Source organism: Providencia sp. 6390, from assembly GCF_058148425.1.
In genome coordinates, this window is sequence record NZ_JBYVYL010000001.1 from 873912 (window position 1) to 889394 (window position 15483).

The window sequence follows — 15483 nt, forward strand, 5'->3', positions numbered from 1 at the left end:
CCTTGTTCAGATTATTTTATGTGTAAGTTTTTCCTGCTAAAAATTTTGTTATTTATCGTCAAATTGACTTATTTATTTATTTTTCGACTCTATTTAAATTTATTTTCTTCACTATGCCTTTATTGATAGAAAAAGATTACATAACAATTTTATGTTTAAAAAATAAGAATTGTGATAACCAATAAATAATTAACACATAATCAGTGTGTTATTAATTAAGAACTCAAAAGGTAAAAAATACCATTGACTAAACATAAAGTCTAATATTAGACTTTATGTACATTTAAGATAATGTGAGTTTACTTATGGTAATTCAATTTAAAAACAGTGAAACACTGAGCGCACCCGCTGGGCACTACTCTCACTACACTGTAGCTGGTGGGTTTGTGTTTATTTCAGGGCAACTTCCTTCTGACAAAGATGGCATCCTACAAACAGCAAGGTCTTTTGCAGAGCAAACCGCGTTAGTATTCAACAAAATCGATGCTTGCTTAGACAGTGCCGGTGTGTCTAAACAGCAGTTAGTTCAGGTGCGAGTTTATGTCACCGACATGGCTAATTGGCCTGAGTTTAACCAACTCTACGCAAAATGGATGGGCGATAGTCGCCCCGCTCGCGCTGTCGCCGGGGTCGCTCAGTTACATCACGATGCAGCCCTAGAAATCGAAGCGATTGCATATAATAATTAATTTCAATCAAACAACTTAGTGGTGATGAAATGACAAATCTTTTACTTCCTACTTATCAAGATGTTGAGTTAGCTTCACAAAGGATCGCAGACTACGCTAATAAAACCCCAGTTATGACATCGCGCACAGCCAATGAGCAATTAGGGGCTGAGTTATTTTTTAAATGTGAAAACTATCAACGCATGGGGGCCTTTAAGTTCCGCGGGGCGATGAATGCGTTATCACAATTTACCCCAGAGCAAAAAGCCGCAGGTGTAATTACCTTCTCATCGGGGAACCATGCTCAAGGTATCGCTTTAGCAGCTAAGTTGTTAAATATCCCAGCTACCATTGCAATGCCACTTGATGCTCCGGCAGTAAAAGTCGCAGCAACCAAAGGTTACGGTGCAAATGTGGTTTATTTTGACCGTTATAAAGATGATCGGGAACAGTTTTGCCAAGATTTAGTGGATAAGCATGGTTATGCATTGATACCGCCCTATGACCACCCTCATGTCATCGCGGGTCAAGGCACTGCCGCAAAAGAGCTATTTGAAGAGGTAGGTGAATTAGATGCACTATTTGTTTGCTTAGGCGGCGGTGGACTCCTTTCAGGAAGCGCCCTTGCGGCACAAGCGCTATCACCTAACTGCCAAATCTATGGTGTCGAACCTGAAGCAGGTAATGACGGGCAGCAATCATTCCGTACTGGCAAAATTGTCCATATCGATACCCCAAAAACCATTGCCGACGGCGCACAAACATCACATTTAGGCCACTATACTTTTGAAATTATTCGTCAAAATGTTGATGACATTATGACGGTCAGTGATGACGAATTAATTGACTGTATGAAGTTTTATGCAGAACGCATGAAAATGGTAGTTGAACCAACGGGCTGTTTATCGTTTGCTGCCGCCAAAAAAATGAAAGAACAATTAAAAGGCAAACGTGTTGGAATTATTGTCAGTGGTGGTAACGTGGATATTTTACGTTTCGCCGAATATCTTTCCAAATAATTAATGCCCCCTTAACTATTAGCCACGATAAGAATAGTATAAAATTAGATAAAACAAGCAATATATCACAAGGTTAAGGGGAGCTTGATGAGCGTTTTAAAGGAAAATTCATTACTGGCACAAATAGAAGCTATCGCCGAAGGGCTAAGTGAAACTTTTGCCCCTTTTTGTGAAGTGGTTGTCCATGATTTAAAACACCCTACCAACTCCATTCTTTCCATTCATAATAACCTGTCTGGGCGTCGTGTTGGCGAACCAACCACTGAGTTAGGTTTAGCGCGTATTGAATCAGATGATTTTCCGCACATTATTGCTAATTATGCCAATCAGTTTGCTGATGGGCGCCCAGCTAAAAGCACATCGATTGGTATAAAAGATGAAAACGGTCATTATGTGGCGGCACTTTGCTTAAATGTTGACATGACCTTATTTAGAAGTATGCAAAGTGTCCTCAACCAATTTACCCAAGTCGGGACTGGCCCAGTGAAAGAGCATCTTGAGCCTAATGGTAGTGAAGCTATTCGCCAGCGCATCGACCAATACGCTGCCGCCCTATCTGCTAGTCCTCGTACCTTGAAAGCCGATGAGCGCAAAGCGTTGATTGAGGTATTGAGAAATGAAGGATTACTTGATGTGAAAAAGTCGATGGAAACTGTTGCACATCATTTGGGTGTTTCACGTGCCTCGGTTTACCTCTACGCCAAAAAATAGCCAATATTAGCAGTTTTGCTCCCAAACAGCTTTCCCCTGCCACTGCTCATCAAAAAGCTGTAAAAACAAGCGTACTCTAGGGGGTAAATAACGTTTTGTTGGATAGAGTGCACATACAGGGGGTTCTGGCTGGGAGTATCGCGTCAGCACGGGCTGAAGTTGACCATTTTGAATTGACTCACTCACCAAAAAGGCACCAAGCTGGCAGATCCCTTGACCTTGTATGGCCGCATCAAGGATCGCCTCTGTATCATTGAGTAATAAGCGCCCATTAACAGGGTAACTGGTTTTCCCTTGTTCAGTTTTGAAGTGCCAAGGGACATTATTTCCTCTATGTCGAAACCCCAACAACTGATGTTGAGATAAATCAGTGAGCAGCTGAGGCGCCCCATGCTGCTGTAAATACGCTTGAGAAGCACAAGTGATATAACGATGTGGCGCTAGCACTTTACGTACTAATCGATTGTCATCATTGCCGCCGATCCTGATTGCCACATCAAATCCATCGCGGATCATATCGCAATAATCATCTGAAAAATCGACATCAACCTCAACGTCAGGCCAGCGCGATAGATAACACTGCACAATTGGCATCACAAAACGTCGCCCAAATACCACGGGAACAGTCACTCTTAATAACCCTCGGGGTTGCTGCTGCCCTTGACTGAGCGTATTTTCGACTTGTTCAATTTCAGACAAAATACGTAATGCAGATCCATATACAGTTTGTCCTTCATCACTCAGTCGAATACTTCGAGTCGTACGATGTAACAACCGAACCTGCAAGCGCGCCTCTAGGCGAGCAACACATTTACCTACTGCGGATCGAGACAACTGTAAACGTTGAGCCGACAGAGTAAAACTGCCCGTTTCAACCACATCCACAAATACATTTAAGTCAGTCAGATTATCAATCAATAACATCGTTTTATTCGACACTATTTGTCCCCAATGAAGTGACGATAATGATATTTATCTATCATACCTTCCCTTATATGCTTTGCGTACTTTTTAATAGCATGTTGATAAATAATGATGATAGAAACTTCCACAAAAAAAACTTCATGGTGGGCCGTGATTGCTGCTTCGTTTGCCACCTTTGCGGTTGTTACCACAGAAATGTTACCCATTGGCTTGTTAAACCCGATTGTTGAACAGTTCTCTGTTTCGCTTTCTAGCGTCAGTTTGCTGATGACAATACCCGCCATCGTTGCCGCTATCAGTTCACCTTTAGTCGTACTTTTTACTGGTCATTTTGACCGCAAAACACTTCTATTATTTGGTGTGATGCTGCTGATCGTTTGTAACCTAATATCAGCAATAACTCCCTACTTTTGGATATTACTGCTCAGTCGATTTTTTGTGGGTATCTGTATTGGCATCATCTGGGCAAATGCAGGTGGGCTCGCTCCGCGTTTAGTTGCAGCAAAACAGATTGGTTTTGCGACATCCTTGATTTTTGGTGGTGTCGCTGCAGCTTCTGTTATTGGTATTCCTTTAGGTGTGCTTATTGGTGAATGGTTAGGTTGGCGTGGTGTATTTGCGGTAATGAGCGGTTTTTCCTGTTTATTATTCATATTAATGGCTTATAGCTTGCCAAACTTGCCCAGCTTACAGGTTCCAACCGTTAGTTTATTTATTCAACAAGCTAAGCGACCTGTTATTGCCATTGGTTTAAACATCACTTTACTGGTCGTTGCTGCTCACTTTATGGCTTTTACTTATATTCGCCCATTACTCACCGCTGAAGGTGAAATTAATGGGCAACAGCTGAGCGGTATACTGCTGATCTATGGTTTGGCGGGTATAGCAGGTAATTTTATCTTAGGTCTTTGCGCCAGCAAACGGCTGAATCCAACGATAATCACAGTGGTGTTTGGGATCAGTGCATCTCTGGCGATATTCCTACTACTACCGATAAATATCATGACTGGCAGCGCAAACCTGTTGTTGTGGGGCTTCATGTATGGTGGGGTTTCAGTGGTGCTGATGACATGGATGATTATTCACAGTAACAAGTATATTGAGATCACCAGCTCCCTTTATATCGCTTTTTTCAACTTAGGGATCGCAGCAGGCTCTGCTCTAGGTGGACTCACCGTGGCATTGAGCGATTTTCATACTAATCTATTGATTGCTTTACTTTTGCTACTTATTACATTAATTATTCTATTAAGCTACCGCGAAGGTTAAAGTACTTTCAGATGACTTTTAAGTTTTTTTGTTGTTACGTTGAGCCCGTTTCTGTTCGATAAATAACAGCTTAATTCACCAGATTTGGATAAAAAATGACTACAGATGCTCCAATTACACTTTATTATGATTCATTTGGCGATCGCGATAACCCCTCTGTTGTACTGATACCTGGCTTAGGCGGCCATAACATCAGTTGGTCAGAAGACTTCTGCCAACGATTGGTAAATGCAGGTTATTATGTCATTCGTATTGATAACCGCGACAGTGGTTTGTCACCCCACTTTGCTCATTTCCCTGCAATCAATATCCCTGAACTGATTGAGAAATTACAACGTGGCGAACACGTAGATATTCCTTATACCTTATTTGATATGGCAGAGGATGTTCTAAGGCTACTAAACCAACTTTCCATTGAAAAAGCTCATATTATTGGTCGCTCAATGGGCGGTATGATCGCACAATTAGTCGCAGCATTAGCACCTGAAACAGTATTGAGTTTATGCCCTATTATGTCGAGCACAGGCAACCCAGCGTTACCACAGCCAGAACCTGACGTGATGCAAATGTTGATGAGTTCAGGTGCTAACCCGAAAGATGATCTTGAAGGCTATCTAAAGGGGCAATTAGCGTTTTATCGACGGATCAGCTCGACAATTTGCCCATTCGATGAAACGTATTATCGTGATTATATTTTGCAGGCCTTAGCACGCAATTATTCACCTGAAGGTACCAAGCGTCAGTTAGTTGCTGTCGCCATCACCGGTGATATGCGCCCTCATTTAACCGCAATTATTGCACCAACTCTAGTGATCCACGGTTCAGTTGACCCATTATTCCCTCCAGCAGCAGGGAAAGATATTGCCGACAATATTGCCAATACAACGTTTGATTTAATTTCAGGCATGGGACATGAAACACCACCGCAACTGATCCCGATGATAGCAGATAAAATCATTGCTCATTTAAATTCGGTTCGCGCTAAATAGCTTTAACAAGGTCTTTTTTTAATGTATAGCGTACGTAATATGTTCATTCGTGTGTGAATACGCAATAACTATTTACGATGTTCTCTTCTAGTAGCACTTAAAAATGTACACGCTATATACAACGGCATGTACATTTTTCATATTTGAAGCCATTATTTTAACCAAAGGCTCTACAGGCTTACACCCACTATACTTATCTTTATATATCAATGGATAAAGCCTGAAAATTACTACTATACAAAGGGATCAGTATAGTGGCTCTCACAAATCAACATGTACAATATTATCGAAGTAATTCTCTATATTTGCTAAATCATCATCACTATCAAGAAGCATTACACAGCGTAAGTTTTTCTTTGCTCTGGAGCATGCCACATATAGTAGTTTTCTTGTGAGGGCTTGCCTAGCGGGATTACTTGTTTCCGACCTAAAGCAGCTTGCAAAATCATACTTAAGCCAATTGAATTCATCTAAAACCACAACAACATTTTCAATTCCAGTTCCTTTAGTTTTATGCATTGTCATAAAATTACTATCATCACTTTCATATTTATAAAATGCCAAAACTTCGCTAAAGCTCAGAGCATCACCAAACAATCCAGAATAGAACCTCTCGATTTTAATATCTTTACTCAACTGCTCGTAGTACTCTTCAATCATTTCACTAGTCAAATCAGTGTTATTATTTTGTTTAACATAATCACACATCTGATTTATTGAATTACATCCAGATTGTTGTAATCTTTTAAAAACAGCAATCTTTCTATCCTTATTAATCCTTTCCAGCTCACTCTCTTTGCGTTTAAGGTAAAACTTATGGCTTTCAGATAACGAAATTAGCCCAGCCTCAATAGCTCGACTCATAACAGTATCAGCAGACTCATTAGACGTAGACAGCTCCTGTAGTATATGATGCAAGTCTCTTTTGTCCTGCTTGGTTTTAATAAGGAATCCTTGTTTTTTCAACAGCACTATTAACTTGTTGTATGAGCGTTTATCATCCTTTGAACTATTAAAAAGCTGTAATAATTTAGTAAGCTGATCAAATTGAAGCCTATCAAGGGCTTTTTTAATTCTGTCTCGTGCATCAGGAAACCTATCATCAAACAGCTCATACAAATTCCCAAAACCAGCATCACGCGCAACCGATTTATTGGGCAGTTTCAATAACACATGTTCTCCAATATCAACTTTCGCACAAGCAACTAACTCTTCCAGACGCCTCAAAATATCCTGCTTATATTCCTCCGATTGCTGATCATACTTATCTTTCGCAATTAAGTAATGATTTTTAGTTTCATCAGAATCGCCTTTTTTAGGTAAGGCAAGTTTTTCAGGTTTTGGAGGCTTTATTGAGTAGTAAAAAACAGCAGAACCCTCCCGTTCTTCAACCGTTTCAATGATCCCATCAATTTCCTTCAGCGCAACTTTTTGAATCAGATTATCAGAGCGAAATTTATTCGCTACATCGATTACTTGAGGTGAACAACGAAAATTATCTTCTTTCTCAATTAATATTAATTTTCCATCATCAATAAATCTCTTTGCCGAGCCTATCCCTCCTTCATAAATTGCCTGTTCACTATCACCAAACAAACCTATAATTAACCCTGTTCCAGGGGTAGAATAAACCAACGATTGAATGATGTTTTCGTCAGTATCTTGGTATTCGTCGATAAATATACAGTCATATTTATCACGAACTATTTTCCCTAAATTTGGATATTGAGAAAATAGCAGCGAAGCTATTTTAATAAGGCCGTCATGACCAAAGGTGGCACTTTCAAAGTCGTCAAACGGCGAATCATTATATCTAACATCATTGAAATGATGCTGTTTGATAGCTTCTCGTATTGCTTTATTTAGCTGTTCAATATCATTATTCAATAATGCATTGTATGAACTAGGATCTTTGTCGTATTCGCGTTTTCCAGTAACTTGCCCTGTATCTTGTTGTAATATGCGAGAACGTTTTTTAGCTAAGGATCCATGCTGTGCTTTAAATCTCTTATGTTCTTCAGTATTTCTTATTTTATCATCACCATTGTAATGCTCTATACTCAATTCCTCGAATAGAGGAAGACAGAATAACTCTGGTAGTAATTTTAGAAGATTACGTTTATATGGTTTTATAAGTCTGCTAATAAACGAATGAATTGTGGATACTTCAACTTCTGCCCCCACACGTCCAACTATTTCATCAGCAGCTTTATTAGTATGGGTGATACAAATAATTTTCTTGTCAGGGTAATTTTCAAGATAAAACTTGACTGTTTTTTTTAATGTATCTGTCTTACCACTTCCTGCTCCACCTTGTAAAACAAAAGATTGCCCAAGAGCTATACATTCTTGTATTTTTTCTAAAGGTATTATTACTGGCTTATCCATTTTAATCCCTCATTAATATACTCTGGTGTTTTCCAATCAGCCTCTCCTGTGAGACATAAATAAAGTAATGATGCTGCAAAATCAGATTTTTTATCAATCACTTTATCTGTCAATTCATAGATGTCTGCCATCTCTATTTCTGCAATCCTACCCTTATTTTTGAGACCTAGAACTTCATGCTCAGCACAAACCGTTTTTAATTCAACTTTATTAGCATTGAAAAATGCATCCTCAAAAGATCTGGCTTGATAACCATTTTCCTTCGTTTGATAAACAACTTTTACACAACTAGCAGTTTCAGGTAATTCCCCTCGCTTTAGTTTATTAAACCATTCAGAAAATTCAGCAGCTTTAAGGTCGGGGGCAGAAAAAAAATGCTTCAGCGTTTCATTACTGGTATGTGAAGACTCTGAAACTGGACATGCAACATATGAAGTTTTATCTTTATCATTTTTATCTAATTTTACTTCTGGTTTCGTTGAATCTAGATCTGTCACGATTAGTGACTTTATACCAATAAATTCTAGAAATGGTGCAAAAGCTTTAGCGTTTGCACCGGCCTCTATTATTGAAATATTTTGCGAAGATATTGGTTGGCTTTCTTTATCACATTTTTCATCATACTTTTTAATAAACCAAGGTAGTAAAATTCTTTCAGTTGTTCCTTCAATAAAAATTGCCTTGTCAGCAAAAAATAGCTCTGCATTTTGAATCTTAAGGTACTGTTCTAAGAATTGATATAATTTTGCACCATCCTCATGACCTTGTTCTTTTTTATATTTTTTAGCAAGTTCAGTATGAAAATTTTTAAATTCGACATTTGAATTTTCATCCTTCAAGAGGTATCGGATATTATCAAAGTCAGAATTAGCAACTATATAGGATGAATGGGTAGTAATAATAGCCTGTAGTCCTTTTATTTCGTTTACCACCTCTCGAATCTTTTTTGAGAAAATTGATTGCATTTGAGGATGCGTATGTGCCTCTGGTTCCTCTATAAATAACAAATTAATGTCTGATGAAGACTCCTTGAATTCCTTTCTCATCATCTCAATCTGAAGCAAGAGATACAAAATATTTAAATAACCAAGGCCATTAAGATTTTCGGGCAGATGTTCTTCTGTTGTCCCATAGATGACCTTAGAAGAAGAGCCAATTAGAGAACTTGCTTCAATGTTTGAAACTACTTTCAAACTATTCAAATTGAGAAAGTTTGCCGCACTTGATAAAAAACCACTAAAGACATTCGAATACTGCGTTTCTAAACCATTATCTATATCAATTAATGCCGCCCTAACTTGTTCAAGTCGTTCATCATTCGAGTCGTTTAATTTCTTAAAAAACTGAGTTGTTACCGCAGACAACGGGCTCTTACCTGTTTCATCTGAACTGGCGACATTTCTTCTGGCATGTATTACTTGAAAATTGATGAGATTAGAAACATCCTTAAACTCTTTTTCTTCTAATTCCTCTCGGTTGTGAAGATAATAAGGCTCATTTCCTTCGTATCCCGAATCATCATAGGCATATATTGATGTTTTTATGAATTTACTGAAATTTCTCTCTATAAAATTTCTTTTTTCAGTAATATATTTAGCATCATCTATACCTTCTTTTTTGATTGGTATCCGATGAAGCAAAACATCTCGCTCTAGACGTGCTTCAAACATAATGTTGATAATTGATTTATCTGGATCTAAATCTAACATAAAGTTGGAAATATGCTTTAGATCATCTTCATCCGTATACTCTACAGATATACATAGCCTTATGCTCAGTTCATCTATATTTGTTTCCTCAGATATTTCGTAGAGCTTATTTCTTACAGAAACAGGCAAGTCACTGAAGTTAAATGAAGGATTTGGCTTCGATAGAAATTTTTCGAGTAAAACTACAAAAGATGTTTTACCTGTGTTATTTTTTCCTACTATCAAGGTTAGGCCATCTGTCATATCTAATGAGCTATTTTTAAGTAGCCTAAAGTTTTCAACTTTTATACTTTTTATTTTCATAATTATTCAACTCTAAATGCTATTGTCTCAGACTGTGATTATGAATTAATTACATAAAGTAATTATTTCGTCAATCACTGATTATATTATTAACGTATAACGACTATTCAATAAAGTATATTTTTCTTTACTGATAGATATTAGCAGAACACTGAGAGTTTTTCTGTTAGTGATGTCATATTTAAAATAGCAATTTGAATTAAGTTTATTTTTATTATAAGTAGAATTTAATCTTATACATTACCAATGAAAACTTAGCTATTTCTTACGGTTTATACAGTGTAATTTAATCACTACCGATATGGAATAATGTCGATAAAACACCTTATCTAGACACCAGACAAGTGGCGAAAAAAATATACTTATTCACGCTACAGGCTGAGTGAGTGCTAAATAGCTTTAACAAGGTCGCTTCAAAACGCGGCCTTGTTAATTACAACCAACCTTGTTTTTTATGTTGTGTGCAAATTGGGCACAAGCGCTGATTTTGTTGCCAAGCGGAGAAAGGTAATCGGCATCTCTCACAATGTGCATCGTAATATTGAAAGGTGACAGGTTCACTGTCTTTTGCCACATGCTGTGTGACATGAATAGATTTAGGGAAACACACCACCTGGCAACTCATACAGCCTGTACAGCGCTTCTCATCAAAATTGAATTGGTGATCACCAAAGGTAATCGCTTGTTCATCACAAACCTTAGCGCAAGCACCGCAAAGAATGCAGCTTTCAGAATCGAGCTCAATATGAAACCAACTATCTTGCGGGTAAAATTGTTTACGTGCATTTAAACCTGTACGTACTTGCCCTTTATTTAACGGCACTTGGTCGAGTTTTTGACGGAAAAACATCAAACGGCGGCCACTATCCACCTCTGGCGGTTGTGTCATTATCAGTTGCCAAATAGGCTCTTGCAGTGCTTTCAGTTTTAAATTTAAGGCTGCTAATACAGGCAACCATTTATCCACTAATGGTTCCGCAATTTCTATCCCATTGATTTGATATTGTTTATGCCAAACCAGTAACTCTTCAACACTCGCTAGAGGCTCATCATGGCTGATCACTAAATGGTTGTTTTGATAAGTGCGTTCATGTGGAGTGATATTATCAATCGCATCGACGGGGCAAGAAAATAAACAGTTGCCGCATTGATAACAAAGCTGATTATCGATAACTGCATTCATGGTACCAAATGAAATAGCGCCGACGGGGCAAACTTGTGAACAGCTATCACAAACGCTATTTTTGAGACGTTTTCTCACACATTTATCATTGATAACGGGTTCCGGTGGGAGCTCCACCTTAATAAAACGCCTCATACAACTCAACTCCATGACTTAACATAAAAATAAACTGAATAATACTTTAACACAGCGGTATTTTAACATGCTTCTGCATGGCTAATCCGTTGTCAAATCAAAACATCAGTAAATTTCATTTAGCTTGTTCGAAACTGGGGCGTCTTACCTGTGGCATCTCCTTTCCCATAATGAAATACCAATAATACAATTTTGTGCTTATACGACAAATTGCAACGGCGCCAAATGTCCACTCACTAGGCCAGTTACTTTACTGACCTGTATTTCTTTAACAAAACACCTTACCTGAAAAAAATAACAATAAATTACAATGAATTACAAAGAATCGCATATTGCGATAATACAAATTTTCATAATGTTTGTATAATATAGTCATATTAGTTACTTTATTAATGCATTCAATTACCCCATCATCATTTCCTTCTTAGTCAGTCATGTATTGTCAAGAGGGATCCTGCTCTTTCAATTCTGAAATAAGGTCTGTACATGAACAATTTCGAATTTTATAACCCAACCCGTATTGTATTTGGTGAAGGAAAAATCGTTGAGTTGAACAGATTGATCCCTAAAGAAGCTAAGGTGTTGATTCTTTTTGGTGGTGAAAGTGCCCGTAAAACCGGCACATTAGATGAAGTAGAAAAAGCACTGGGTAACCGCGAAGTTGGCTTATTTGGTGGAATTGAAGCCAATCCACGTTATGAAACGTTAATCAAAGCTGTCGATAGAATTAAGCAAGAAGGCTATGACTACCTATTAGCCGTTGGCGGTGGTTCAGTGATTGATGGTACTAAGTTTGTTGCCGCAGCAGTCAATTTTGAAGGGGATAGCTGGGAAATTTTAACCAGTGGTGGTGCAAAGGTCACATCAGCCCTGCCTTTTGGTACCGTTTTAACCTTACCTGCGACAGGTTCTGAGATGAATAAAGGTTCTGTGATCACGCGTGAAGCAACACAGTCCAAGCGTGCATTTATGCATGACAGTGTTTACCCTCAATTTTCCATTTTAGATCCAGTCAAAACCTTTACATTGCCACCGCGTCAAATCAGTAATGGTGTTGTAGATGCCTTTGTTCATGTCATGGAGCAGTATTTAACCTATCCTGCTAATGCGCCGGTACAAGATGTGTTTGCCGAGGGGCTATTAAAAACGTTGATTGATATTGGCCCTAAAGCCTTAGCGACTCCACATGATTATGATGTCAGAGCAAGTTTAATGTGGACCGCTACCTTAGCATTAAATGGCTTAATTGGTGTTGGTGTTCCTCAAGACTGGTCCACGCATATGTTAGGCCATGAATTAACGGCATTATATGGCTTAGATCATGCGCAGACACTGGCTATTATTTTACCTTCGATGTTGATTGAAAAATTACCACAAAAACAAGCTAAACTAGCTCAGTATGCCGAACAAGTTTGGGGCATTCATGATGGCTCAGACAAACAGAAAGCATTACGTGCTATTGAGCTAACGCGTGACTTTTTTGAACGTATGCAAGTTAAAACACGTTTGAGTGACTATAGCCTCGGTCAAGATGTTATTGAACCATTGATAGAGAGTTTGACCAAGAATGGTATGACGGCACTGGGTGAGCATCATGACATTACACCTGAGATCAGTCGCCGTGTTTATGTCGCATCCTTATAATTCATGCTATCCCACCTCATTGAGTGGGATACCTAATTAGGAGATAAAATGAGCAATTCGACCTATACTCCACCTAAAGTTTGGCATTGGGAAGCTGGCAATGGCGGTAAATTTGCCAATATCAACCGCCCTACCTCTGGTGCTACTCATGAAAAAGAACTACCTATTGGTAAGCATCCATTGCAGCTTTATTCATTGGGAACACCCAACGGCCAAAAAGTCACCATCATGTTAGAAGAGTTGCTTGAGCTAGGAATTAAAGAAGCTGAATATGATGCATGGCTAATTAATATTGGCGATGGTGACCAATTTGGTTCAGGATTCGTAGAAATTAATCCTAATTCCAAGATCCCTGCGCTTGTTGATAGAAGCGGTTCGCAGCCCATTCGTGTTTTTGAATCAGGTTCGATTCTGACCTATTTAGCCGAAAAGTTTTCTGTATTTTTACCAACTACCCAGCCTGAACGTGCCGAAACTTTGTCTTGGCTGTTTTGGCAAATGGGTTCAGCACCTTTCGTGGGCGGTGGTTTTGGGCACTTCTTTGCTTACGCACCAGAAAAATTCGAGTACCCAATTAACCGATTTGCCATGGAAACTAAACGCCAACTCGACGTATTAGATAAGCGTTTAGCTGAAAACCAGTTTGTCGCAGGTGAACATTATTCTATTGCTGATATCGCTATTTGGCCTTGGTATGGTGCTTTAGTCAAAGGTTGGCAATATGATGCAGGTGAGTTCTTAAGCGTACATGAATACAAACATCTGATCCGTTGGGCTGATGAAGTTTATGCACGACCAGCAGTACAACGTGGTCGCCGAGTGAATCGCTTACAAGGCGATCCTGCTCAGCAAATTCGTGAACGTCATGATGCAAGTGATTTGTTATAGCGTGACCTTGCCGTAAAAACATGAAGCCTTACATCATATGTTGTAAGGCTGAGGTTGTTGACGAAGCAGGATAAAAGCGTGGTTTTTCCCGCTCCGTGTTATCAGCCGAAAATCAATAAATTGATTTTCCTCGTTTATTTCAAAAACCTTAACGACCGCAGACAAACAAAATACGTTTGTCTGCGGTCTGAGCCTTACATCGCATGATGTAAGGCTTTTTTATTTATCAATTTGTGTACAAAAAAACCACAGTGCAATAATCTAGAAAAATAATAACTTACATGCTATTTCCTATCTTTAATGCCTTAATCCCAGCTAGGGATGATGTAATATTTTGTTTTGCTGTTTTTTGTTTTTCATAGCACATAAGCCATTTCCAGTTACCACAAAATTCAGTAATTTATATCTATTATCACAACACCATAACAATAAAATCCGGATCGTGGGCTCATGTTGTCAAAATCGAATATTTCAAATAGTGCCTTACTCTGTTCGTCACTGCTGTTAACCATTGGGCGTGGTGCAACATTGCCCTTTATGGCCATTTATCTAACTCGACAATATCAAATGGCGATTGATATTGTCGGATTTGCGATGTCACTAGCCTTAACCGTTGGCGTACTGTTTAGCATTGTCTTTGGTATTTTGGCTGATCGTGTCGATAAAAAACGTTGCATGTTGCTTGCCATCATCGCATTTATTTGTGGTTTTATTGCCATTCCACTCACCAATCATGCTGCATTAGTGGTGGTATTTTTTTCGCTGATTAACTGCTCATACTCGGTATTCTCTACTGTACTCAAAGGCTACTTTTCAGACACGCTGCCAATTAATATTAAAGCCAAAGTATTTTCGCTTAACTATACCTTCCTCAATATTGGTTGGACGGTTGGCCCTCCGTTAGGCACTTGGTTGTTGATGTATAGCATTAATTTGCCTTTCTGGCTGGCGGCAGCCTCTGCCGCATTGCCCATTTTCTTTGTGCAGCGTTTTGTACAAAGTGTACAGCCACAAACTAACGTGGAAGGTAAGCCTGTAGTTTGGAACCCGATGGCAATGTTCCATGATCGCGCATTGGCTTGGTTTATCTTATCAACGTTTCTTGGTTCATTAGTTTTTGGTTCATTTATGACTTGGATATCGCAATATGTGATAACCGTAGTGAACAGTGATTTTGCTCAATCGGTAATTGGTGTCATTCTTCCAGTCAATGCCATTGTCGTAGTAACCTTGCAATATGTTGTCGGTAAACGCCTACATCGCGATAATTTGAAGCGTTATATGACTATTGGAACAGTATTTTTTGTGGCTGGCTTAGCCACATTTATGCAGGCTGGCGAAAACCTCTATCTATGGGCGTTCGCGTCGTTTGTGTTCACTTTAGGTGAAATTATTTATGCGCCGGGTGAATATATGCTAATTGATAATATTGCACCTGATGGCATGAAATCGAGCTATTTTTCGGCTCAAACACTTGGTTTATTAGGCGGTGCCTTTAACCCTATGCTGACGGGGATCGTACTCACTGAATTCCCACCTAAAACTATTTTTATCATTTTAATGGGTGTCACCGTTTTAGCATGGATGAGCATGCTAAAAGGGATGAATGTAAAACCTAGAAACGCGATACAAGTTGAATAATGAATATCAAAG

The 15483-nt window shown here is 38.8% G+C and carries 12 protein-coding genes; 8 read left to right on the top strand and 4 right to left on the bottom strand.

Annotated elements, in window-relative coordinates:
* Window positions 1-305: 305 nt before the first annotated feature.
* The 3 genes from AC3Z9T_RS04190 (at window position 306) to AC3Z9T_RS04200 (ending at window position 2398) form a co-directional block, all read left to right on the top strand.
* The gene (locus AC3Z9T_RS04190; protein ID WP_490124939.1) at window positions 306-689 is read left to right on the top strand and encodes a RidA family protein; all 384 of its coding nucleotides are present in this window, start codon (window positions 306-308) and stop codon (window positions 687-689) included.
* A 29-nt stretch (window positions 690-718) separates the two neighbouring features.
* Window positions 719-1687 carry a threo-3-hydroxy-L-aspartate ammonia-lyase gene (locus AC3Z9T_RS04195; RefSeq protein ID WP_490124940.1) on the top strand — a complete coding sequence of 323 codons (969 nt, stop codon included), beginning with the start codon at window positions 719-721 and terminating at the stop codon, window positions 1685-1687.
* An 87-nt stretch (window positions 1688-1774) separates the two neighbouring features.
* Window positions 1775-2398: a helix-turn-helix transcriptional regulator gene (locus AC3Z9T_RS04200; RefSeq protein ID WP_490124941.1), complete on the top strand. Its 624-nt coding sequence runs from the start codon at window positions 1775-1777 to the stop codon at window positions 2396-2398.
* 6 nt (window positions 2399-2404) lie between these two features.
* Here AC3Z9T_RS04200 and AC3Z9T_RS04205 read toward each other — a convergent pair whose 3' ends face one another.
* Window positions 2405-3337 carry a LysR family transcriptional regulator gene (locus tag AC3Z9T_RS04205; protein WP_490124942.1) on the bottom strand — a complete coding sequence of 311 codons (933 nt, stop codon included), beginning with the start codon at window positions 3335-3337 and terminating at the stop codon, window positions 2405-2407.
* A gap of 93 nt (window positions 3338-3430) precedes the next feature.
* Here AC3Z9T_RS04205 and AC3Z9T_RS04210 point away from each other — a divergent pair, with 93 nt between their 5' ends.
* Together AC3Z9T_RS04210 and AC3Z9T_RS04215 are read left to right on the top strand one after the other, a co-directional pair.
* Window positions 3431-4591, top strand: coding sequence for an MFS transporter (locus tag AC3Z9T_RS04210; RefSeq protein WP_490124943.1), 1161 nt, complete (start codon window positions 3431-3433; stop codon window positions 4589-4591).
* Between the two features lie 95 nt (window positions 4592-4686).
* Window positions 4687-5580: an alpha/beta fold hydrolase gene (locus tag AC3Z9T_RS04215; protein WP_490124944.1), complete on the top strand. Its 894-nt coding sequence runs from the start codon at window positions 4687-4689 to the stop codon at window positions 5578-5580.
* A gap of 261 nt (window positions 5581-5841) precedes the next feature.
* Here AC3Z9T_RS04215 and AC3Z9T_RS04220 read toward each other — a convergent pair whose 3' ends face one another.
* The 3 genes from AC3Z9T_RS04220 to AC3Z9T_RS04230 all read right to left on the bottom strand — a co-directional run bounded on the left by AC3Z9T_RS04220 (window position 5842) and on the right by AC3Z9T_RS04230 (window position 11298).
* Window positions 5842-7968, bottom strand: coding sequence for a UvrD-helicase domain-containing protein (locus AC3Z9T_RS04220; protein WP_490124945.1), 2127 nt, complete (start codon window positions 7966-7968; stop codon window positions 5842-5844).
* The gene (locus AC3Z9T_RS04225; RefSeq protein ID WP_490124946.1) at window positions 7953-9980 is read right to left on the bottom strand and encodes an ATP-dependent nuclease; all 2028 of its coding nucleotides are present in this window, start codon (window positions 9978-9980) and stop codon (window positions 7953-7955) included. Before AC3Z9T_RS04225 ends, AC3Z9T_RS04220 begins: the two co-directional genes overlap by 16 nt.
* A gap of 433 nt (window positions 9981-10413) precedes the next feature.
* Window positions 10414-11298: a 4Fe-4S binding protein gene (locus AC3Z9T_RS04230; protein WP_490124947.1), complete on the bottom strand. Its 885-nt coding sequence runs from the start codon at window positions 11296-11298 to the stop codon at window positions 10414-10416.
* 486 nt (window positions 11299-11784) lie between these two features.
* Between AC3Z9T_RS04230 and AC3Z9T_RS04235 the strand changes: the two genes are divergently transcribed.
* The 3 genes from AC3Z9T_RS04235 (at window position 11785) to ydeE (ending at window position 15471) form a co-directional block, all read left to right on the top strand.
* Window positions 11785-12942 (top strand): iron-containing alcohol dehydrogenase, encoded by a 1158-nt coding sequence (locus AC3Z9T_RS04235; RefSeq protein WP_490124948.1) that lies wholly within the window; start codon window positions 11785-11787, stop codon window positions 12940-12942.
* Window positions 12943-12990: 48 nt separating this feature from the next.
* The gene (yghU, locus tag AC3Z9T_RS04240; RefSeq protein ID WP_490124949.1) at window positions 12991-13830 is read left to right on the top strand and encodes a glutathione-dependent disulfide-bond oxidoreductase; all 840 of its coding nucleotides are present in this window, start codon (window positions 12991-12993) and stop codon (window positions 13828-13830) included.
* Window positions 13831-14280: 450 nt separating this feature from the next.
* Window positions 14281-15471, top strand: coding sequence for an efflux MFS transporter YdeE (ydeE, locus tag AC3Z9T_RS04245; RefSeq protein WP_490124950.1), 1191 nt, complete (start codon window positions 14281-14283; stop codon window positions 15469-15471).
* Window positions 15472-15483: the final 12 nt, after the last annotated feature.